General features: G+C 71.5%; 18 protein-coding genes and 1 pseudogene. 14 read left to right on the top strand and 5 right to left on the bottom strand.

Annotation, left to right across the window (positions count from 1 at the left end):
• Positions 1-39: 39 nt before the first annotated feature.
• From O3W51_RS13840 to O3W51_RS13870, 7 genes are all read left to right on the top strand, one after another.
• On the top strand, positions 40-1647 hold the full coding sequence (locus O3W51_RS13840) for a long-chain-fatty-acid--CoA ligase (protein ID WP_244809592.1): 1608 nt from the start codon (positions 40-42) through the stop codon (positions 1645-1647).
• A 42-nt stretch (positions 1648-1689) separates the two neighbouring features.
• Positions 1690-1989, top strand: a complete 300-nt coding sequence (locus O3W51_RS13845; RefSeq protein ID WP_138352566.1) for a phosphopantetheine attachment domain protein — start codon at positions 1690-1692, stop codon at positions 1987-1989.
• Entirely contained in the window at positions 1976-6442 is a 4467-nt protein-coding gene (locus tag O3W51_RS13850) for an amino acid adenylation domain-containing protein (RefSeq protein WP_269285958.1), read from the top strand. The genes O3W51_RS13845 and O3W51_RS13850 overlap by 14 nt, the downstream gene beginning before the upstream one ends.
• 90 nt (positions 6443-6532) lie before the next feature.
• Positions 6533-7597: an ABC transporter substrate-binding protein gene (locus O3W51_RS13855; protein ID WP_138352568.1), complete on the top strand. Its 1065-nt coding sequence runs from the start codon at positions 6533-6535 to the stop codon at positions 7595-7597.
• A gap of 94 nt (positions 7598-7691) precedes the next feature.
• Complete coding sequence (locus O3W51_RS13860; protein ID WP_198357665.1) at positions 7692-8657, top strand: FecCD family ABC transporter permease; 966 nt, start codon at positions 7692-7694, stop codon at positions 8655-8657.
• Positions 8654-9454, top strand: a complete 801-nt coding sequence (locus O3W51_RS13865; protein ID WP_138352570.1) for an ABC transporter ATP-binding protein — start codon at positions 8654-8656, stop codon at positions 9452-9454. Before O3W51_RS13860 ends, O3W51_RS13865 begins: the two co-directional genes overlap by 4 nt.
• Before the next feature lie 155 nt (positions 9455-9609).
• Positions 9610-10653: an alpha/beta fold hydrolase gene (locus O3W51_RS13870; RefSeq protein ID WP_138352571.1), complete on the top strand. Its 1044-nt coding sequence runs from the start codon at positions 9610-9612 to the stop codon at positions 10651-10653.
• A gap of 122 nt (positions 10654-10775) precedes the next feature.
• On the opposite strand, the pseudogene O3W51_RS13875 reads toward O3W51_RS13870, so the two are convergent.
• From O3W51_RS13875 to O3W51_RS13885, 3 genes and pseudogenes are all read right to left on the bottom strand, one after another.
• A pseudogene (locus O3W51_RS13875) lies at positions 10776-11347 on the bottom strand (TetR/AcrR family transcriptional regulator).
• Positions 11348-11903: 556 nt separating this feature from the next.
• The gene (locus O3W51_RS13880; RefSeq protein ID WP_138352572.1) at positions 11904-12149 is read right to left on the bottom strand and encodes a hypothetical protein; all 246 of its coding nucleotides are present in this window, start codon (positions 12147-12149) and stop codon (positions 11904-11906) included.
• A 115-nt stretch (positions 12150-12264) separates the two neighbouring features.
• Positions 12265-12468: a hypothetical protein gene (locus O3W51_RS13885; RefSeq protein ID WP_138352573.1), complete on the bottom strand. Its 204-nt coding sequence runs from the start codon at positions 12466-12468 to the stop codon at positions 12265-12267.
• Between the two features lie 265 nt (positions 12469-12733).
• Between O3W51_RS13885 and O3W51_RS13890 the strand changes: the two genes are divergently transcribed.
• A complete protein-coding gene (locus O3W51_RS13890; protein ID WP_138352574.1) occupies positions 12734-13120 on the top strand; it encodes a hypothetical protein in 387 nt (128 codons plus the stop codon).
• Between the two features lie 72 nt (positions 13121-13192).
• Positions 13193-13381, top strand: coding sequence for a hypothetical protein (locus O3W51_RS13895; protein ID WP_198357609.1), 189 nt, complete (start codon positions 13193-13195; stop codon positions 13379-13381).
• A gap of 93 nt (positions 13382-13474) precedes the next feature.
• On the opposite strand, the gene O3W51_RS13900 is transcribed toward O3W51_RS13895, so the two are convergent.
• The gene (locus O3W51_RS13900; RefSeq protein ID WP_187145130.1) at positions 13475-13831 is read right to left on the bottom strand and encodes a beta-1,3-glucanase family protein; all 357 of its coding nucleotides are present in this window, start codon (positions 13829-13831) and stop codon (positions 13475-13477) included.
• Between the two features lie 190 nt (positions 13832-14021).
• On the opposite strand from O3W51_RS13900, the gene O3W51_RS13905 reads away from it, so the two are divergent.
• From O3W51_RS13905 to O3W51_RS13920, 4 genes are all read left to right on the top strand, one after another.
• Complete coding sequence (locus tag O3W51_RS13905; RefSeq protein WP_138354242.1) at positions 14022-15332, top strand: ABC transporter substrate-binding protein; 1311 nt, start codon at positions 14022-14024, stop codon at positions 15330-15332.
• A 142-nt stretch (positions 15333-15474) separates the two neighbouring features.
• The gene (locus O3W51_RS13910) at positions 15475-16437 is read left to right on the top strand and encodes a carbohydrate ABC transporter permease (protein ID WP_269285967.1); all 963 of its coding nucleotides are present in this window, start codon (positions 15475-15477) and stop codon (positions 16435-16437) included.
• Positions 16434-17363: a carbohydrate ABC transporter permease gene (locus tag O3W51_RS13915; protein WP_138354240.1), complete on the top strand. Its 930-nt coding sequence runs from the start codon at positions 16434-16436 to the stop codon at positions 17361-17363. The genes O3W51_RS13910 and O3W51_RS13915 overlap by 4 nt, the downstream gene beginning before the upstream one ends.
• A 73-nt stretch (positions 17364-17436) precedes the next feature.
• Positions 17437-18867: a GH1 family beta-glucosidase gene (locus tag O3W51_RS13920; RefSeq protein ID WP_269285969.1), complete on the top strand. Its 1431-nt coding sequence runs from the start codon at positions 17437-17439 to the stop codon at positions 18865-18867.
• 25 nt (positions 18868-18892) lie between these two features.
• Here O3W51_RS13920 and O3W51_RS13925 read toward each other — a convergent pair whose 3' ends face one another.
• Positions 18893-20146, bottom strand: a complete 1254-nt coding sequence (locus tag O3W51_RS13925; RefSeq protein WP_164293459.1) for a phosphodiester glycosidase family protein — start codon at positions 20144-20146, stop codon at positions 18893-18895.
• 318 nt (positions 20147-20464) lie between these two features.
• On the opposite strand from O3W51_RS13925, the gene O3W51_RS13930 reads away from it, so the two are divergent.
• Entirely contained in the window at positions 20465-21244 is a 780-nt protein-coding gene (locus O3W51_RS13930) for a DUF6227 family protein (RefSeq protein WP_138354237.1), read from the top strand.
• Positions 21245-21258 lie beyond the last annotated feature (14 nt).

The following is a 21258-nucleotide window of genomic DNA, read 5'->3' on the forward strand; positions in this document are numbered from 1 at the left end:
GCCCAGCGGCGGCGCGCGGCCCCGGAAAGGACAGTGGCTGTGAGCACCGTGGGTCGTCCGCAGGACGACGAGAACCCGTACTACCCGTTCCTGCGGACGCTGTGGGAGACCGCCGCCTTCCACGCCGCCCAGCGGCCGGAGACCCCGGCCGTACGCTGCGAGGACCGCACGCTCACCTACGGCGAACTGCACCGGGAGAGCAACCGCGTCGCCCACGCGATCCGGGCCGCGGGCCTGGCGCCGGGCGCGCGGGTCGCTTACCTCGGCCGGGAGTCCGAGCACTACTACGTGATCCTCTTCGCGTGTGCCAAGAGCGAGACGGTACTGGTGCCGGTCAACTGGCGGCTCACCGCTCCCGAGGTGAGTCATATCCTCCAGGACTCGGCGAGTGAACTTCTCTTCCTGGAGGGTGAGTTCGGCCCGGTCGTCGACCGGATGCCGACCGATCCGCCGGGAACGGTGGTCCTGCTCGGCGGTGCTCCCGACGGTGACCGGCCGGAATACCGGTCCTGGAAGGACGTGCAGCCCGACACCGATCCGAACCCCGGATCGGGCCCCGACGACGCCATCGCCCAGCTCTACACCAGCGGAACCACCGGACTGCCCAAGGGAGTCGTCCTCGCGCACCGCAGCTTCTTCGCCGTCCGGGACGCGCTGGCCGGCGAGGGTCTGGACTGGATCGACTGGCGAACCGGTGACATGGCCCTGGTCGGTATACCCGGCTTCCACGTCGGCGGCCTGTGGTGGGCCACCCAGAACTTCAACGCCGGGGTCACGGTGGTGGCGATGCGCGCCTTCTCCGCCCCCGACGCCGTCGCCCTCATCCGGGACCTCGGTATCACCACCGCCTGCGTGGTGCCCGCGATGCTGCGCATGATCCTCGCAGAACCCGGAGTGACACCCGGGGACTTCGGCACTCTGCGGAAGATCGTCTACGGCGGTTCGCCGATCTCCGAGGCGCTGCTGGAGGAGAGCCTGGCGATGTTCGGCAGCGACTTCGCCCAGATCTACGGTCTGACCGAGACCGGCAACACGGCGGTGTGCCTGCCGCCCGCCGCCCATGTGCCGGGCGGGGCACGGATGAAGGCCGCCGGACGGCCCTACCCGGGCATCGGCTGCAAGGTGATCGACGACAAGGGCGAACCGCTGCCGCCCGGTGCCGTCGGCGAGGTGTGCCTGGCCACTCCGGCCCGCATGCTGGAGTACTGGGGCCTGCCCGACAAGACCCGCGAGACGCTCGTCGACGGCTGGGTGCACACCGGTGACGCCGGGTACCTGGACGACGAGGGCTATGTCTTCATCAGCGACCGCATCAAGGACGCCATCATCGTGGCGGGTGAGAACGTCTACCCGGCCGAGATCGAGTCGGCGCTGGAAGCACACCCGAGTGTCGCGGAAGCGGTGATCGTCGGGGCGCCGGACGAGCGCTGGGGCGAGAGCGTCCGTGCCTTCGTCGTCCCCGTCCCGGGCCAGGAGCCGCCGAAACCCCGGGATCTGCACCGCTTCCTGGTGGAACGGCTGGCCGCGTTCAAGCTGCCCGCCACCTACGAGTTCATCGACCACGTGCCCCGCAATCCGAGCGGCAAGATCCTGCGCCGGGAGCTGCGTGACCGCTTCTGGGGCGACGCCCGGCGCAAGGTCAACTGACCCGGCGCCCGCGACGCCCCGCGTGACTTCGAGAGAGACCACATGACTGTGCCTGAGCCCCTGACGCCCTCAACGTCCCCGACACCCCTGACGCCGCTCACCCTCGCGGACTTCCGTGCCGACCTGGCCGAGTTCCTCCACCAGCAGCCCGACGAGGTCGACCTGGAGGAGAACCCGCTCTACGCCGGCCTGGACTCGCTGCGCATCGTCACCCTTGCCGAGCGCTGGCGCGCGGCCGGGTCCGAGGTCAGCTTCGTCGAACTGGCGGAACGCACCTCGTTCGCCCAGTGGTGGCAGCTGCTGTCGGACCGGCAGTCCGGAGGCGAACGTGCCGACGCCTGACCACCGCACCGCGCCCGGGGGCCGCCGGGCCCTGCTCACCGCGCAGGAGGGCATCTGGACCGGCCATCAGCTCGACGCGGAGAGCCCCGCGTACAACACCGCCGAATACGTGCAGATCCACGGGCCGGTGGACGTGGCGGCGTTCGACAAGGCCCTGCACCATGTCGTCGGCGAGGTCGAGGCGCTGAACGTACGGTTCGTCGAGGTGGACGGCCGGCCGTGGGAGATCGCGGTGCCCGCCGTGGACTGGCGCCTGCACACCGCGGACCTGACCGCCGAGCCGGACCCGCGGGCCGCCGCCACCGCCTGGATGGAGCGCGATCTGGCCCGCCCGGTGGATCTCGCCCACCACCCCGTCTTCGGGCACGCGCTGCTGCAGACCGGACCCGGGGAGTTCCTCTGGTACCACCGCGTCCACCACATCGCGCTCGACGGCTTCGGCCTGTCGCTCGTCGCCCGCCGTGTCGCGGACGTCTACACGGCGCTGGCCCAGGGCACACCGCTGGGGGAGAGCGGCTTCGGCACCCTGGAGTCGGTCTTCGAGGAGGACCGGGCCTATCTGGCGTCGAAGCGGCGGGAGACCGACGGCGCCTACTGGACCGGGCGGTTCGCGGACCGCCCGGCGGTCCCCAGCCTCGCCGACCGTTCCGCACTGCCCGCCCGCACCTTCCGGCGCCGGGTGACCGACCTCGGCGCTGCGGAGACCGAAGCGCTGCGCGCGGTCGCCCGCGAGCTCTCCGTCACCTGGTCCGATGTGGTGCTCGCGGTCACCGCCGGGTACCTCGGCCACGTGTCGGGCGAGCCCGAAGTGGTGCTGAGCCTGCCCGCGATGGGCCGGCTCGGCTCGGTGTCGCTGCGCGTACCGTGCATGGTCCGCAACGTCCTGCCGCTGCGGATCGCGGTCGGCGACGGCGACACGCTGCGCGACCTGGCCACCCGCGTCTCGGCGGAGCTGCGAGCCGGGCTGCCGCACCAGCGCTACCGGTACGAGCACCTGCGCCGGGAACTCAAGCTGGTCGGCGGCAAGCGCCGCTTGTCGGGACCCGGCGTCAACATCATGCCGTTCGAGTACGATCTGCGTTTCGCGGGGCACCGTAGCACCGTCCACAACGTGTCGGCGGGACCGGTCGACGACCTGTCCGTCAACGTCTACGACCGGGCCGAGGGCGCGGGTCTGCGGTTCGCCTTCGACGCGCACCCGGAGCTGTACAGCGAGACCGAACTCGCCCGGCACCAGTACGCGGTGCTGGCCCTGCTGAACGACGCGACGGCCGCACCGGACCGCCCATTGGGCGAACTGGGGACCTGCCGGACCACCCGGCCCGCCAGGACCGCGGTGACCCTGGACGGAGGGCCGCTGCCCCGCCCCGCGCGTCCCGTCCTCGACCTGATCGCCGAGCACGCCGCCACCCGCGGGGACGCGACCGCCGTCGAGTTCGACGGCGCCACGCTCAGCTACGCCGGACTGCTGGCCGCCGCGCACGGCGTGGCCGGCCGGCTCGCCGATGCGGGCACCGCTCCCGGAGACCTGGTGATCGTCGCGCTGCCGCGTGGGATCGAGGCGGTCACCGCCATCCTCGGAGTCCTCCTCGCGGGCGCCGCCTACTGCCCGGTGGACCCCGGCGCTCCGGCCGCGCGGATCGAGGCGCTGTGCGCCGAGTCCGGGGCACGGGCCGTCCTCACCACGGCGCGGTACGCCGACCGGCTCGCGGGCGGCGGCCTGCCGCAACTGCTGCTGGACGGTGCGGACATCGCGGATTCACCGCCTCGTGCATCCGACCCGGACCCCGACCCGCACCGGCTCGCCTACGTCATCCACACCTCCGGCTCCACCGGCCGGCCCAAGGGCGTGGAGATCAGCCACGCCGCGCTGGCCCATTTCGTGGCAGGGGCGACCGACCGGTACGGGATCGGCGCGGACGACCGCGTCCTGCAGTTCGCGCCGCTGCACTTCGACGCGAGCGTGGAGGAGATCTTCCTGACGCTCTGCGCCGGAGCCGCGCTCGTGGTGCGCACCGACGCGATGACCGAGTCCGTTCCGGTGCTGTCGCGGTCGTGCGAGCGGCTGGGGATCACCGTTCTCGACCTGCCGACGGCGTACTGGCACGAGCTGGCGTACGCGGTCTCGACCGGGGCCGCGGAACTTCCGTCAGGGTTGCGGACCGTCATCATCGGTGGCGAGGCGGTGCTACCCGAGCGGGTGGACCGCTGGCGGGATGCCGTCGGGTCCTCGGTGCGGCTGTTCAACACCTACGGGCCGACGGAGGCGACTGTCGTGGCCACCGTGGCGGAGCTGCACGCGCCGGAACTGGCGCGCGGGGACGTCCCGAGCGGACGTCCGCTGGCCGGCACCAGGGCCGTTGTCGGCACCTCGCCCGCGAACGACGGCAGCGTGGATTCCGACACCGGCGAGCTGTATCTCGTCGGCGACGCGCTGGCCCGGGGCTACCGGGGCGGTGCGGGCGCCGACGACTCCCGGTTCCAGCCGCTGCCGGAGCTGCCGGACCGGCCGCGTGCGTACCGGACGGGCGACCTCGTACGGCTCGGAGCGGACGGACAGCTGCGGTTCGTGGGGCGGGCCGACGGTGAGTTCAAGATCAGTGGACACCGGGTGCAGCCCGCCGAGGTCGAGACCGTCCTGCTCACGCATGAGGGGATACGGGAGACGGCAGTCGTCGGGCAGGTGCTGCCGGACGGTACGCGGCGGCTCGTCGCGCATGTGGTCGCCGACCCGCCGGCACCGGCCGCCGCCGAGGTGCGTGAGCATCTGCGGGCGACCCTGCCCGCCGCGATGATCCCGTCCGCCGTCGTCTTCACCGACCGGCTGCCCCGCACGGGCGCGGGCAAGATCGACCGCAACGCGCTCGCGGCGCCAGTTGTGGCGGAGCCCGCCCTGCCGGCCCCCGACGGGGTCGGCGACGTGACCGTCAACCGTACGGAGCAGGTCATCATCGCTGCCTGGGCGCGGATCCTGGGCACCGCGGACATCTCCCCGCAGGACGACTTCTTCGACCTCGGCGCCCAGTCCCTGCAGGCGATCCAGGTCGCCAACCGGCTCGGTGTGGAGCTGGAGACCGATGTACGCGTCGCCTGGCTCTTCACGTACCCCACGGCCGCCGAACTCGCCCGTCATCTGGACGATCAGCGCGGCCCGACCGGAACCGAAACCGTGTCGAGCGGATCGCTACCGGACGCCGTCCTCGCCGACTCCGTCCTCGACGACGACATCACCGTCCGTCCCGTCGACGAGCCCACCCCAGAGTCCGCCGCAGGGCCCGCCGCCGTGGCCGTAGCGCCGCCGCGCCGGGTGCTGCTCACCGGGGCGACCGGCTTCGTGGGGGCCCAGCTGCTCACCGAACTGCTGACGGCCACCGAGGCGGACGTCGTCTGCCTGGTGCGGGCCGAGGACCGGGCGGCGGCCGAGGACCGGATCCGCCGGGCCCTCGAGGAGCAGGAACTGACCCTGCCGCCCGGATCCGAGCGCCGCGTCATCGCCGAGCCGGGCGATCTCGCCCGGCCGCTGCTCGGGCTCACCGAGGCACGTTTCGCGGAGCTGGCGGCCGGCTGCGACGCGATCTACCACAACGCGGCGACCGTCAGCATCATGCGCGAGTACGCCAGCCTGCGTGGACCCAATGTGGAGTCCACCCGGCAGCTGTTGCGGATGGCCGCGGCCCGTTCGACACCGTTCCATCTCGTCTCCACCCTGTCCGTCGCACCGCCCGCCGGAGCGAGCCCCGAGGTCGCGGAGACGTTCCTGCCCCCGCACCCGGGCCTCGTCCACGGCTATCAGCAGTCCAAGTGGGCCTCGGAGCGGCTGGTGGAACAGGCCGCGGAACGCGGGCTGCCCGTCACGGTGCACCGGCTCGGCCGGGTCGTCGGCGCGGCCGGCTCCGGCTACGTCAACGAGCGCGACTTCCTGTGGAGCGTGCTGCGCGCCGGCATCCCGGCCGGCATCGTGCCCGACCTGTTCGAGGCCGAGGTGTGGACGCCGGTCGACTACGTGGCCCGGGCCGTCGTCCGGCTGTCCTCCGCGGTGAAGGCGGCCGCTCCGGCCGAGCGGCCGGTGTACAACTACGCCCCGGTGCCGACCGTCCGGCTGGCCGACATCTACTCCTGGACACGGGAGTTCGGCTATCCGGTGGAGCGCATGCCCCTGGCGAGGTGGCGGGCGGAACTGCCCCGCGCCGCCGACGTGGCGACCACGACCCTGGCGTTCTTCGACTCCTGGAACGGTGACGACGACACGGTGGCCGAGAGCGCGGAACCCGAGTTGGGGCTGGGCCGGGTCGTCGCCGACAACCTGCTGAGCGGGCTCGACGGCAGCGGGATCTCCTGCCCGCCCGTCGACCGGGCGCTGGTCTTCCGCTACCTGGAGCGCTGCGTCGCCACGGGCGCGCTGCCGCCGCCCGTTCAGTGGCGGAACCGTATCCCGCGCCAGACCCGCCGCTGATCCGGAAGATCTGATGCACGGCATCCGGGAACCCGGGCGGACTCCGCTCCGACTACTGAAGCGGAGTCCGCACCACCCTGAGGAGCCCGCATGTCATGGAAACGGCCAACCGCCGCATTCGCGGTCGGAGCACTCTGTCTGGCCACCGCCGCCTGTGGCACCTCGTCAGGGACGGCGGCGAGCGCGGGGAAAGCGGAACCACCGGGGCCCGGCTATCCGGTGACCGTCACCGACTGCGGGCAGACCACCACGTACACCAAGGCGCCGAGCCGGGTCGTCGTCATGAACGGCGCGTCCGTCGCCGAGGTGTCCTCGATGCTCGCCCTCGGGCTCGGTGACCGCATCGTCGCCAACGCCCAGTCCTACGGCATGTCGGAGGTGCCTGGGCGTGTCCAGGCGATCGCGAAGCTGCCCACCGGGGGAGTGAAGCTCAACGACATCCAGGACATCCCGCGCGAGGCGATGCTCAACCTCCGCCCGGACTTCGTGCTGTCCACCACCGGGTTCGGCTTCGACCCCAAGAACGGCTACGCCACCCGCAAGGACCTCGCGTCGATCGGCGCGCACACCTACATGCCGGTCAAGGGCTGCGACGACGCCAGCTCCGTCAAGGGCCCGCCGTCCATCGACGACAGCTACTCGATGCTGCGCGACCTCGGCACGATCTTCGGCGTCAGCGCCCGAGCCGAGAAGCTGATCGCGGACTCCCGCGCGCGCATCGCCGCCATCAGCGCGAAGGTCACCACCAAGCTCAAGGCGTCGGCCGGCACCGCGCAGCCGTCGAAGGTGATGGTGATCTTCTCCAACATGTCGATGGGCGCGAACGAGTTCAGCTCGATCGCGGGCGTCGGCATCTGGAACGACATCCTCGCCAAGGCCGCGGGATCCAACGCGTTCGCCTCCGTCACCAGCAACTCCTTCGCCGACCTCAGCAAGGAGAAGGTCGCCGCCGCGCAGGTGGACGCGCTCGTCGTCGTCAGCTATCACGACCCGGATCCGGACGCCTACGCGCGCAAGCTCTTCGCGCAGTTCCCGCAGTGGAACGCCGCCCGGGACAAGAGATTCACCGTCCTGTCCGACTCCATCTATCTCGGACCGAGCAACGACATCGCCGTCGAGCGCATCGCCCGGATGCTGCACCCCGACGCCCTCTGACGCGCCGCAGATGACCCCACGCGCGCTCAGCCCCCGATCCCCGCTGTCCGTCCTGGTGCTCCTGCCCGTCCTCCTCGCGCTGCTGGTCCTGGTGATGATGGTGGCCGTGGGCATCGGAGCCGTGAACGTGCCGCTCGGGGACATCTGGCACATCGTCCTCGCCCACCTGGGCGGCGGCAGCTACGCCGGCGATCCCGTCCAGGACCAGATCGTCTGGAACTTCCGCATCCCCCGGGTGGTCCTCGCCGCGCTCGCGGGCGGCGGCCTCGCCGTCGCCGGAGTCGTGCTGCAGGCGGTCGTCGCCAACCCACTGGCCGACCCCTATGTCCTGGGGGTCTCCTCCGGGGCGTCGCTCGGCGCGGTGCTGGTCATGACACTGACCACCGGCGCCCTCGGCGGCCTCGGCGTCTCCTCGGCGGCGTTCGCCGGGGCCGTGGCGGCCGTCGCGCTCGTCTTCCTCCTCGGACAGCGCGGCGGCCGGCTGGCGCCCACCCGGCTGGTCCTGTCCGGTGTCGCCATCGGCTATCTGTTCCTCGCGGCCACCAGTTATCTGCAGCTGCGGGCCACCCCCAACGAGCTGCGCTCGGTGATGTTCTGGATGCTCGGCAGCGTCGCCGGGGCGCAGTGGGGCCAACTGCCGCTGGTGAGCGGCGCGGTGCTCGGAACGACCGTGGTCCTCGCGCTGTACGGGCGGCAGCTGAACGCGCTGCTGGCCGGGGACGAGTCCGCGACGGCGCTCGGGGTGGAGGTGCACCGGCTGCGGGCCGCGCTGCTGGTGCTGTCCTCCCTGCTGACCGGCACCATCATCGCGGTCGCGGGCGGCATCGGCTTCGTCGGCCTGATGATCCCGCACCTGGTGCGGCTCGCCGTCGGCGCCGATCACCGCAGGCTGCTCCCGCTCGCCGCGGTGACCGGTGCGATCTACCTCGTCGTCGTCGATCTCCTGTCCCGCACCCTGGACCGGCCCAACGAACTGCCGCTCGGCATCCTCACCGCCCTCTTCGGCGCACCGTTCTTCCTATGGCTGCTGCGGCGGAACAAGAGCTTGGATTCCGTATGAGACTCAGCGTCGACCAGCTCGACATCACCCTGGACCGCCGGCCCATCCTCCGGGACGTGTGCCTGGAGGTGGGCCCGGGCGAGATCGTCGGACTCGTCGGGCCCAACGGCAGCGGCAAGTCCACGCTGCTGCGCGCCGTCTACCGCTCGCTGCGGCCGGAGGGCGGGGCGGTACGGGTCGACGGGGACGACATCTGGACGATCCCCGCCCGCGCCGCCGCCCGCCGCACCGCCGCGGTCCTCCAGGACGTCGGCCATGCGACGGGGCTGTGCGTCCGGGAGATCGTGGCGCTGGGCCGCACACCGCACCACGGACTGCTCGGCCGGGACGGCCCCGAGGACCACGAGGCGGTCGACCGGGCGCTGGACGAGTGCGGCGCCCGACCGCTGGCCGACCGTGACTTCGCCTCGCTCTCCGGCGGCGAACGGCAACGGGTGCTGCTGGCCCGCGCGCTGGCCCAGCGCCCGCACCTGCTCGTCCTCGACGAGCTCACCAACCATCTCGACATCCGCGCGCGCTTCGAACTGCTCTTCCTGATCCGCGCCATCGGCACCACCACGCTGGCCGTCCTGCACGACCTGGATCTCGCCGTCCGGCTCTGCGACCACCTCGTCGTCCTCCAGCAGGGCGCCGTGGTCGCGGCCGGCCCGGTGCTGGACGTGCTCACCCCGGCGGTGCTCCGCGACGTCTTCGGCGTCGCGGCGAGCGCGGACCGGCACGCCGACGGGGTCGTGCGGATCGTCTACGCCGCCGACCCGCTCGCACTGCAACTCGTCGAACGGGCCGCCGCCGGGTGATCCGCTCTCCCACGAGAATCTCCGGGGGAGCGGGCGTTGTTGCGGCGGGGAAACCTTCCGGAAACCCCGCGCGCGGCGGGCGTTCCTACGCTCGGTGCAGGTGCGGTACGCCCGGTCGGCACGCACATCGGCACGGTGAACAGGGAGGCGGGCCCATGAGCGGAACCTTCAGGGCGAGTCACCGTGAGGACCGGCTCCGCCCGGTGTCCCTCCCGGACGTCGAACTGCGCCACCATGTCGTGCACGGCTACCGCAGGGCTTACCGGATCGCCGGGGAGGGCCCGGCCATCCTGCTCATCCACGGCATCGGCGACTCCTCCGCCACCTGGGCGGACCTCATCCCCGGGCTGGCTCGCCACAACACCGTCATCGCCCCGGATCTGCTCGGCCACGGCGCCTCGGACAAGCCCCGCGCCGACTACTCGGTGGCCGCGTACGCGAACGGCATGCGCGATCTGCTGGGTGTCCTCGGCATCGAACGGGCCACCCTGATCGGCCACTCCCTCGGCGGCGGTGTGGCGATGCAGTTCGCGTACCAGTTCCCCGAGCGCACGGAACGGCTGGTGCTGGTCAGCACCGGTGGAGTGGGCAGGGAGGTCAACCCCGTGCTGCGCGCGGTCTCGCTGCCGGGGGCGGACCTGATGCTCTCGCTGCTCAAACTGCCCACCATGGGCCTGCAGACCCGCGCCTTCGTCCAGTTGATGAAGTTCCTGGACACCGATCTGGGCCAGGACGCGCCCGATCTGCTCAACCTGGTCGACGCCCTTCCCGACGCGACCTCCCGCAGTGCCTTCATCAGGACCCTGCGGGCGGTGGTCGACTGGCGGGGCCAGGTGGTCACCATGCTCGACCGCTGTTATCTGGTGCGGGGCATGCCCACCATGCTGCTGTGGGGATCGCGGGACAGCGTGCTGCCGGTACGGCACGCCCATGACGCGCACAGCGCGATGCCGGGCAGCCGGCTGGAGGTATTCGAAGGGGCGGGCCACTTCCCCTTCCACACCGATCCCATCCGCTTCCTGGCGCTCGTCGAGAACTTCATCGCGACCACAGAACCGGGCAGTCTGAGCAGTGAGCAGTGGCGGGACCTGCTGCGTGCCGGCCGCCGGGGGGAAGCGACGACCGGTCCGGCGGGGAACGCGGCCGACCGCCTCACCGGGCGGGAGATCAGGGAAGCGAGCGAACGCAGCGCGACCTGAACCGGGTTGCCCGTTCCTGACCCTTTCGGCCACGGCCCAGGGTCCGGGTGCTGGCGGGCGCGGCCCGTTTCGTACCCGGCGGCTGACGCGCGGCGGCCGGCCGTCAGCGCCGCTCATGCGCGTCAATCGCGCAGTTCCGCGTCGATGGCGGACGCCATGAGCTCGCGTGCGTGTGCCAGCGGGAGCGAGCCGCTCAGCCAGCGGACACTGAGGCCTTCCAGGAGTGCGGTCAGCCGCTCGGCGGACGCGGCGTAGCCGGTCGCGGTGCCGGAGGGGGCGGGCGCGGCCGAGCAGCTCGGCGATCTCCTGCACCCACTCCAGCGTGGCCCTGGCCAGGTCCTCGCGCAGCTCGGGGTCGAAGACGGCGCTGGCCCGCAACTCACCCCAGGCGGTGCTGTTCTCCCGTACGGCGGTGGTGTCCTGGAATTCCAGCAGTAGGGTCTGCCGCAACTCCGCGCGCGGATCGAGGGGTTGGGCGTCGGCCGCCCGGTCGGTGGTGTACCGCTCGGCGCGCTCGCTGATGAACTCCAGCGTCCGGCGGAGGACTCCGGCGCGGTCGGTGAAGTGGTAGTAGATCAGCGAGGTCGACCCCCCCCGCTTCGGCCGCGAGTTCTTCCACGCGCAGGCCGCGCATGCCACGCCGCGCGATGACGCGCGTGGCGGCTTCCAGGATTGCTGTTCGACGGTCAGCCACAGGCCGACCCAACCGGTCCAGGCCCGTGACCTGCCCTCTTTCCTGACCGAAACTTCAGCGACCTCCGGTCGGCCCGTACGGACCGCCCGTGCCGCGGGCCTCGGTATTCTCGCTTGCCGGAGCGGTCCGGGTGGCGCTCGGGAGCCTGCCTCGAACGGCCTTGGGATGGGCGACCCGAAGACCATGACTGACGTGATGACTGAAGTTTCGATCAGGATCGGGACACGCCAGAGACCCCGCCGCTCCACGGGAATGATCAGGGGTCGGGCGGGCAGCAGTCAGGGGGAGAGTGCGGGTGGGGCAGGAGGCGCCCCGGCCCCACCATGGAACTGCGCGGCCCGTACCGGAATCTCGGCAGCCGTCCCCCGTCCGCCGTAGCCACCGGCCGGGCCGCGCGCAGACCAGCACCGCCCGACTGGTTCCCGGGCGTGCCCCCGCCGGGCAGCGTTTGTGAGGGCGCTGCCCCGGCTCCGTCGGCCCCGCACTCACCCCCCCCGGGTGCGGGGCCGACGCATGTCCCGAGCGGGCCCGGTCGGAGGCCCGTCGGGTCACACCGCTATCGGTGCCTGCTGCGGTCGGCGTCGGGCAGGTTGCACCACAGGTCGATCGTCGCGGACAGCTCCCGGGCCTGGGTGTCCGTACGGCGCTCGGCCTGTTCCGACGCCTCGGCGGCGGCATCGAGCGAGCCGAAACCCCGTACGAGGGCGATCAGGTCCTCGACCAGGCCCGGATCCTCGTCCTGGGCACGGGCGTGCGCGTGCAGGGCTTGCAGGATGGCGAGTTCGTCGTCTTCGGCGTCCATGTGCACAGTCTGCCGTGTGGGTCTGACAGTCCGTAGGTTCTGCGGGCGCGCCGGACACCGTGCCTACCGGTGTCCCGCTCCGAGCGGCCGGCGGACCAGCGGTGATGCGAGCGGACTACCGCCTGGCGGCAGCCCTCGGTGTGCGTCGGGGCCGCGCCTGGGCCGGCGGCGCCGGGGGAGCGGCCTCTTCCTCGTCCTCGTCCAGGTCGTCGGGCTCGTCACCCAGGTCGGCCTGCTGGAAGGGGTCGGTCGACGGGATGGGCGAGGTGTGGGCCGCGACCGGCATGGAGGGATCAGGATTGGAGAACAGCGTGGTCATGGCACCTTCGTCGGGTTTCGCAAAACGGGGCCACCCGGAACGGACCAGACGGTGGCGATCGCGGCCTGAAATGGCGGCCGTCTCCTACCAGCATCCCACGTGGAGCGTTCCGCGTGGGTATCCGCAGCGGCACGGGCCCGTCACCCGGTGTGTGCCATGGCTCACCGATTCGAATGAAACCGCAGGCCAAGCGGGGGACGCAGACCGCTTCCCGGTGATCGACGGACCGAATGCGGATAGGACCCGTGTCCAGGAGGTCTGATCCATGGGTGCCGTCTTCCCGTGCCGCCGCGCTCAGCGCCGCAGCGGGCGCGACGCTGCCCTGGACGCCCTGCTGGCCCTCCTCGCGCTGGTCCTGCTGGTGGGCGGGGCGCTGTCACCGGAGCTGATGGCCGACCGGGGAGCGCAGTCCAGGACGGCGGTCTCCGAGCCGCTGTCCACCGCGGGCGACGAGCACCCGGACGAGGCCGCCACCGCCGTACGGGCGGCCCGGGCCCAGCGGGCCGCCGAGTCGTCGCGTGCGGTGCGCGACGCGACCCGCGGCGGTGTCCGTCCGGCCCTGGCCGCGCCGTCGCACCGCGACCCCGTGCCGGGCGACGGACGGCCGGGAGCCGGCCTCCTGGGGCTGAGCTGTGTGGTTCTGCGCTGCTGACCGGTCCAGGGGCCTTCCCGGCCCCGTTCCGTTCCGCAGGCACACCCCCACTTCTCGTCCCGGAGGACCCCCATGCCCATCGACCCTTTCGTGGCCCTGAACGCCATGCTGCGCGCCGAGGTCACCCGCGCGGAAGTCACCCGCGCCGAGGTCACCCGCGCCGCCGCGCCGGAGTCCGAGCCCCGGCAGCCCGCCGCCCCTGACACACACGACGCCCCCCAGCGCCCTGCCGCCACCCCCACCCAGAGCGACGGCGCCTGACCGGAGCCGTTCGACCGGAGCCGTCCGACCGGCGACGTCCGACCGGCGGTGCCGGGCAGGCTTCGAGGCATGCCCGGCACCGCCGGGGGTGGATCACCAGCCGATGCCGAGCGTCAGGGCGGTCGGCGGGTTCGCGTTGTTGAGGGTCTGGACCGACGACTGGTCGTTGATGTCGTCGTACGGGAACCCGTAGGCCCGCTTGTTGATGCCGACGGTGTGGAAGAAGGCGGCGTAGTCGTTCTTGACGGCGCCGGTGTAGTAGGCGGACGGGGTGTACCAGGTGGTGGCGTCCAGTGCGACGCCACGGTTCAGCGCCGCGCAGAACTCCGCGCCGAGCTGCTTCTCGGTGTCACTGCCCGCGGCCGGCGCCCCGGCGCACGCCACCACGTCGGGCGAGGTGGGCTTGTTGAGCGTGAACGGGCCGACGCCGCGCCGGCGCTTGCCGACCACCCCGTCGGAGCACCCCGGGCAGGCGATGCGGACCGGCCGCGCTGACGGCCGTCAAGAATTCCCTCCTCGCCTCCGCGAGCCATTTCCGCTTCAACACTTGACGCCGACCCGATGTCCGGGCACTCTCCTGGCCATTGCTTGAGAGCGCTCTCAAGACATCACGTCCGTCCTGAAGCCATGGGAGGCTTCCATGCCCGTTGCCCGAGCCGCCAGACACGTCGCCATTCGATTCGGGGCGGTCGCACTGGCCGGGGCACTGCTCGCCGCCTGTGGATCCAGCTCCTCGGGGAGCAGTTCCGCGGACAGTGCCGACGGGGGCAAGGTCACGCTCACCGTCGATCTCTTCGGCACCTTCGGTTACAAGGAGGCCGGCCTCTACGCGGAGTACCAGAAGCTCCACCCGAATGTGACGATCAAGGAGAGCGACACCGAGAACGAGGCCGACTACTGGAAGGCGCTGCAGACCCGTCTCGCCGGCGGTGGCGGCCTCGCCGACGTGCAGGGGGTCGAGGTCGGCAGGATCGCCTCGGTGACCCAGCAGCAGGCCGACAAGTTCGAGGACCTGAGCGCTCTCGGCGCCAAGGACCTGCAGGCTCAGTTCTCGCAGTCCAAGTGGTCGGCCGCGACCGCGCCCGACGGGCGGGTGCTGGGCCTCGGTACCGACACCGGACCCGAGGCGATCTGCTACCGCTCCGACCTGTTCAAGGCGGCCGGGCTGCCCACCGACCGGGCCGAGCTCGCCAAGCAGTGGGCGACCTGGGACGGCTATCTCGCGCTGGGCAAGCAGTACGCCGCCAAGGCACCGGCCAAGAGCCACTGGATGGACAGCATCGCCAGCCTCTACTCGGTGATGGTCGGACAGCAGAAGGAGCGCTACTACGACGCGTCCGGCAAGCTGATCTACGACTCCAACCCCGCCGTGAAGACGGCCTGGAACGCCTCGGTCAAGGCCGCGCAGGACGGTCTGAGCGCCAAGCTCGCCCAGTGGGCCCCCGAGTGGAACCAGGCCTTCAGCAGCGGCTCCTTCGCCACCATCGCCTGCCCCGCCTGGATGCTGGGCTACATCAAGGGCCAGGCCGCCGACGCGGGCAAGGGCAAGTGGGACGTCGCGGCCCTGCCGGGCGGCGCGGGCAACTGGGGCGGCTCGTACCTGTCGATCCCCAAGGGTGCCAAGCACACCAAGGAGGCCTTCGACTTCATCAAGTGGATCACCGCCAAGGAGCAGCAGGCGAAGCTCTTCACCAAGCAGGGCAGCTTCCCCTCCAACCTCGGTGCGATCGACCTGGTGAAGGACGTGAAGGACCCCTACTTCAGCAACGCGTCCATCGGCACGGTCTTCGGCGCGGCCGCCGAGCAGGCGCCGGTGCAGGTGCCGGGGCTGCGCGACAACGATGTGAACACCCAGATCACCAACGCCCTGGGTGAGGTCGAGCGCAAGGGCACCTCGTCCGACGAGGCCTGGAGCCACGCGCAGAAGGGCGTGAAGAACGCCCTCGGCTGACCCGGACGGCCTGACGTGCCGGGTCCGGACGCATCCACCTCCCCACGCCCGCGCCCGGACCCGGCGCACCACCACCGCCCCGTCGCCGTCACCCGCTCGCTCCCGTACGACAGCACCGTTCCCCGATCCGAAGGCCTGGCACATGACCGTGTCCGTCGATACGCCGCCCGCCCGGACGGCACCCCCGCCACGGCCCCGCGCCGAGCGTCGCACCCGGCTGCTGCGCCGGGTGTCGCCGTATGTCTACATAGCCCCGTTCTTCACCCTCTTCGCCGCCTTCGGGCTCTTCCCGCTGATCTACACCGCGTATGTCTCGCTGTACCGGGTCGAGCTGCAGACCCCGGACCAGATGGAGTGGCGCGGCCTCGACAACTACACCGCGCTGCTGAGCGACAGCTACTTCTGGACCGCGCTGCGCAACACCTTCAGCATCGGCGTCCTCTCCACCGTGCCCCAGCTGCTGATGGCCCTCGGGCTGGCCCATCTCCTCAACTACAAGCTGCGCGGCAGGACGTTCCTGCGGGTCGCGGTGCTGCTGCCGTACGCGACCTCCGTCGCGGCGGCGACCCTGGTCTTCGCCCAGCTCTTCGGCCGTGACTTCGGCCTGATCAACTGGGTTCTCGGGCTGGTCGGCCTCTCCCCGGTCGACTGGCAGTCCGGCACGGTGGCCTCGCAGATCGCCGTGTCCACCATCGTCACCTGGCGCTGGACCGGCTACAACGCGCTCATCTATCTCGCGGGCATGCAGTCCATCCCCGGTGAGCTGTACGAGGCCGCGCAGATCGACGGGGCGTCGCGCTGGCGGCAGTTCCTGCATGTGACGTTGCCCGGCCTGCGTCCGACCATCCTGTTCACCGTCGTCGTCTCGACGATCGGCGCGACGCAGCTGTTCGGCGAGCCGCTGCTGTTCGAGGGCAGCATCTCCGGCGGCATCTCGCACCAGTACCAGACGCTCGGCCTCTACATGTACGAGCAGGGCTGGGGCTACTTCCACCTCGGCCGCGCCGCCGCCATCGCCTGGATCATGTTCGTCCTCATCGTGCTGCTGGTCAGCGTCAACGCCGCCGTGGCCCGCCGGCGCACCCGTAAGGAGGCCGTCCGATGACCTCACTCGCCGCACCCGCGCGCCGACCGGGCCCCGAGGACGACAAGGACCGCCCGGCCGCCGGACGGCGCGGACACGCACGGCGCCACCGGTCCACCGGCGCCGGCCGCCAGCACCACGCGGGCCGGCTCGCCTACGCGATCCTCATCGTCGCCGCCCTGCTGTCGGCCTTCCCGTTCTACTGGACCATCGTCGCGGCGACCCGCTCCAACGCCGAACTGGCCCAGAGCCCGCCCTCGTTGCTGCCGGGGCCGAACCTCATGCACAACTTCCAGCAGGTGCTGGACCAGGCGGACATCGGCAAGGCGCTGCTCAACTCCTTCATCGTGTCCGGCTCGGTGACCATCGGGACCGTGCTGTGCTCCACGCTCGCCGGTTTCGCCTTCGCCAAGCTGCGCTTCCGGGGCCGCAACCCACTGCTCGCCATCACCGTCGGCACGATGATGATCCCGCCGCAGCTGGGCGTCATCCCGCTGTTCATGCTGATCGCCAAGTTGCACTGGATCAACCAGCTGCAGGCGGTGATCCTGCCCGGCCTCGTCTCGGCCTTCGGGGTGTTCTTCATGCGGCAGTACCTGGTGCAGGCGCTGCCGGACGAGCTCATCGAGGCCGGCCGGGTGGACGGCGCGTCCACCGCGCGGATCTTCTGGAGCATCGTCGTGCCCATCGCCCGGCCCGGGATGGCGGTGCTCGGCATGCTGACCTTCATGGCCTCCTGGAACGAGTTCTTCTGGCCGGTCATCGCCCTCACCTCCCAGGAACCCACCGTGCAGGTCGCGCTGCGCCAGCTGGGCGGCGGCTATGTGCACGACCAGTCGGTGATCATGGCCGGCACGCTGCTCGGCACCCTCCCCGTACTGCTGGTCTTCGGGCTGCTGGGACGGCAGATCGTCGGCGGCATCATGCACGGCGCCGTCAAGGGGTGAGCCGCCCGCCGCCCCGCCCTCCGCTCCGTGCCACCACCCCGAATCCTTACGACCGTGTTGGGAGTCTTTCCTGATGACCGCCATCGACGCGCGCCCGGAAGCCGCCACCGCCCTCACCTTCCCTCCGGGTTTCCGATGGGGCGCGGCCACCGCCGCCTACCAGATCGAAGGCGCGGCTCGGGAGGACGGCCGTACCCCGTCCATCTGGGACACCTTCAGCCACACCCCCGGCAAGGTCCGCAACGGCGACACCGGTGACATCGCCGCCGACCACTTCCACCGGATGCCGGAGGACGTCGCCCTGATGTCCGGCCTCGGCCTGACCGACTACCGGCTGTCGGTGTCCTGGCCGCGCGTCCAGCCCACCGGGCGCGGCCCCGCCCTGCAGAAGGGCCTGGACTTCTACCGCTCCCTCGTCGACGAGCTGCTGGGCAAGGGCATCCGACCCGTCCTGACGCTCTACCACTGGGACCTGCCGCAGGAACTGGAGGACGCGGGCGGCTGGCCGGTCCGCGAGACCGCCGAGCGGTTCGCCGACTACACGGCGATCGTCGCCGGCGCCCTCGGCGACCGGGTACCGACCTGGACGACCCTCAACGAGCCCTGGTGCAGCGCCTTCCTGGGGTACGCGGAGGGCGTGCACGCGCCCGGCCGCGCCGAGCCCACCGCCGCGCTGCGCGCCGCGCACCACCTGAACCTCGCGCACGGCCGGGCCGTCGGAGTGCTGCGGGACCTGCTGCCGTCGACGGCGGAGGTCTCCCTCACGCTCAACCTCGCCGCGGTCCGGCCGCTGACCCGGTCGGCGGCCGACCTGGACGCGGCGCGCCGTATCGACGCGCTCGCCAACCGGGTCTTCCTCGACCCGGTGTTCCACGGCAGCTACCCCCAGGACCTGCTCGACGACACGGCCGCGCTCACCGACTGGCACTTCGTCCGCGACGGTGACCTCGCCGCGATCTCCCGGCCGCTCGACTCGCTCGGCCTGAACTACTACACCCCCACCGTCGTCGCCGTCGGCACCAGCGCCATCCCGTCGGCCTGGCCGGGGGCCGAGAAGCACGCCCGGTTCGTGGCCGCTCCCGGCCCGCGCACCGCGATGGACTGGCCGGTGGACGCGGGCGGGCTGCACGAGATCCTCACGCGGCTGCGCGCCGAACTGCCCGACGTGCCCATCCTCATCACGGAGAACGGCGCCGCGTACGACGACTACCGGGACCCGTCGGGCGACGTCCACGACCCGGAGCGCATCTCCTACCTGCGTGCCCACCTCGCCGCTGTCCACCGGGCCATCGCCGAAGGCGCGGACATCCGCGGCTTCTTCCTCTGGTCGCTGCTGGACAACTTCGAATGGGCGTACGGATACAGCAAGCGTTTCGGCATGGTTCACGTCGACTTCGCCAGCCAGCAGCGCACCCTGAAGGACAGCGCGCGATGGTATGCCGAGGTCATCCGCGCCGGCGGGCTGCCGGCCGGCGGGGACGAGGAGGCACCGGCAGCCCGGTGACGCGGGGCGCGCGGGACGGCGTGAGTTACCTGCCGTAGACGGCCACGAAGTCGCGCGTCGCCTTGACGTAGTAGCGGTCCGCCGGGTTCTCGAAGTCGAGGAGATTGGTGGGGGTGGGGTTGGCCGGGTTGCGGCTGCCGTTGTAGGCCATGAAGGAGGGCCAGGCGCGGTTCATGTCCAGCGGCATGGCACGGACCGCGCCGGCCCGCTGCATCAGATCCGCCAGCGTGCGGGCGGTCAGCGCCTGTCCGACGACCATGATGATGTCGCCCGAGGAGGTGACCCCCACACCGGACCGCTCCACGTACATCCTGCTCTGGTCGGTGACGCCCCACTTGGAGTCGTTGCCGATGTCCGGTACGACCTGGCCGCTGTCGACCATCAGCTCCAGGCACTGCCGGACGCCGACGACATCCGGAGTCATGGAGACGTCGCGGCCCCACACACCGATCCTGATGGAGCCGTCGCGGTAGAAGACCTCGGAGGCGGCGCCGTCCCGCAGTTCGCCGGCGGTCCGGCCGTTGAGGTAGAAGCCGCCGTTCGACCCGCCGTCGGTGACCCGGAAACCACCGTTCCAGGTCGCGACGAGTCCGGTGCGCTGGCCAGGGGGAATGGTCGGCGGAACGGAGAAGGTCCCGCCCGGCTCGCGGAAGCCCGGGTGGAGCTGGAAGCGCGCGTGCTTCGCGCTGATCCAGGCGATCGCCGCCTGGTACGAGGTGTGTGCGTCGTCGGGGCGGACATACGTCGCCTGCACGATCGGCAGCCCGTGGGAGCTGGCCACCGCGCGCCAGACGCCCTCGCCCGGCAGCCCGGGGCTGACGACGGGCTCCATCGGCTCGCGCAGCGGCAGCCCTGGTTGATGGGCGGTCGCGGGAGTGGTCGCCTTCATACGGGCCAGCGCGTCGGGCGGCAGCGTGCCGCCGACCTCCGGCGGGTCGAGCTGGTACTGGAGGTCCTCCAGCTTGTCGACCACCACGCCCATCCGGTGGTCGCGGCTCCATTCGGCGAGCCGCGCCATCACGCTGTCCTTGCCCGGGTAGGTGAGGGCCTGCCCCACCGACCAGCCCACCGTGCCGACACACACCAGCCCGACGGCGAGGCTGCCCCGGGTGACGGCCTGTCTCCGGCGCAGCTGGGCGGGCGTCAGATCCCGCTTGTGCTTCCACGGCAGCAGACGCCGTCGGCGGGCACCGTTCGCGGCCACGTCGTCACCGGCGATGTCACCGTGCTCCGTCGTTTCGTGAAGGTCCGTGATCTGTCCGCCCGCCCCTTGCGTCATGACGCTCCTTCTCCCGGCCGTTCCGTGCGGATCGCGTCACGCCGGAACGGTCACGTTATGAGTAATTTAATACGCTTTAACCTTTCGCTGGTCGGCCTAACCGCAACGGCGGGGAGAAACACCCGCCCGCCTGCGTCGGCCCACGATCGGCCCAGTAACGAGGGGCGCTGACCCGGCGTCATGCGGTGGGCACCGCGCGCCCTGACCGCGACCTTCTCCGGAGTGGGTACGAACATCGCACAACCACTGGCACAGAGTGTGTATGGACCACTACTCTGAGCGCCTGAACGGCAGGGACGTGATCATCAAGAGGGCCACATGACCTACCCGGAACCCACCATGCCGCGAGACGACTTCAACGACCGGACCCCGTCCGACCACCTCGACGGGTTACTGGCCCGCGCGGGCCGGCCGGCACCGGTCACCGCGGCACTGCTCGCACGGCTGCGCACCGCCATCGTGCACCGCACCGAGCTGGTCTCGAACCGCTGCAGCAGGGAGCCCGGCCGGCTGCTCAGCCGCCGCACCCTGCGGCATGTCTTCCTGCTGCCGGACGGCACGACGCCGGTCCTCTGGGAGCTGGAGCACGACACCGGCCCCCGCGAACACCTGGTCCACGAGGTGTTCGCGGACGAGCCGGCACTGCTCTCGGCCGAGCTGGCGGTGGACATCCGGTTCGGCGACCTGGAGCACAGCCGTGCTCTCGGGGACCCGCCGGAGAGCCGGTTCGACCTGCACTTCACGCCCTCCGCCACACGCCGCCGGCGGAGGTACGAGGCGGCCGACTCCGCCGACCACGCGGTGCGGCTGCTGCGCCGGGCGGTCAACCCCGACCTCCCCGGCGAAACGGTCCGCCTGCGGGTGCTCTCCGCCGTCGGCCACGACATAGCGTTCGCGGGCAACAACAGCAGGATGATCGAAGAGCGCTGCGCCGGCTGGACCCTGTACGAGCACGCGTTCCTGCTCCCGGGCGGCGAGGAGATCAGCCTCTGGGAGGTGGACCACTCCATGACGCCGGACCGGCACCCCGTCTGCGAGGTCTACGACCGCAGGGACACGGCCCGCGACTCGGCGGAACGGCGCCTCGAATCGCTCTGATCCCACCGAAGGGC

Origin of the sequence: Streptomyces sp. H39-C1 (assembly GCF_027158125.1) — a bacterium.
In the GTDB taxonomy this organism is placed as follows: Bacteria; Actinomycetota; Actinomycetes; order Streptomycetales; family Streptomycetaceae; genus Actinacidiphila; species Actinacidiphila fildesensis.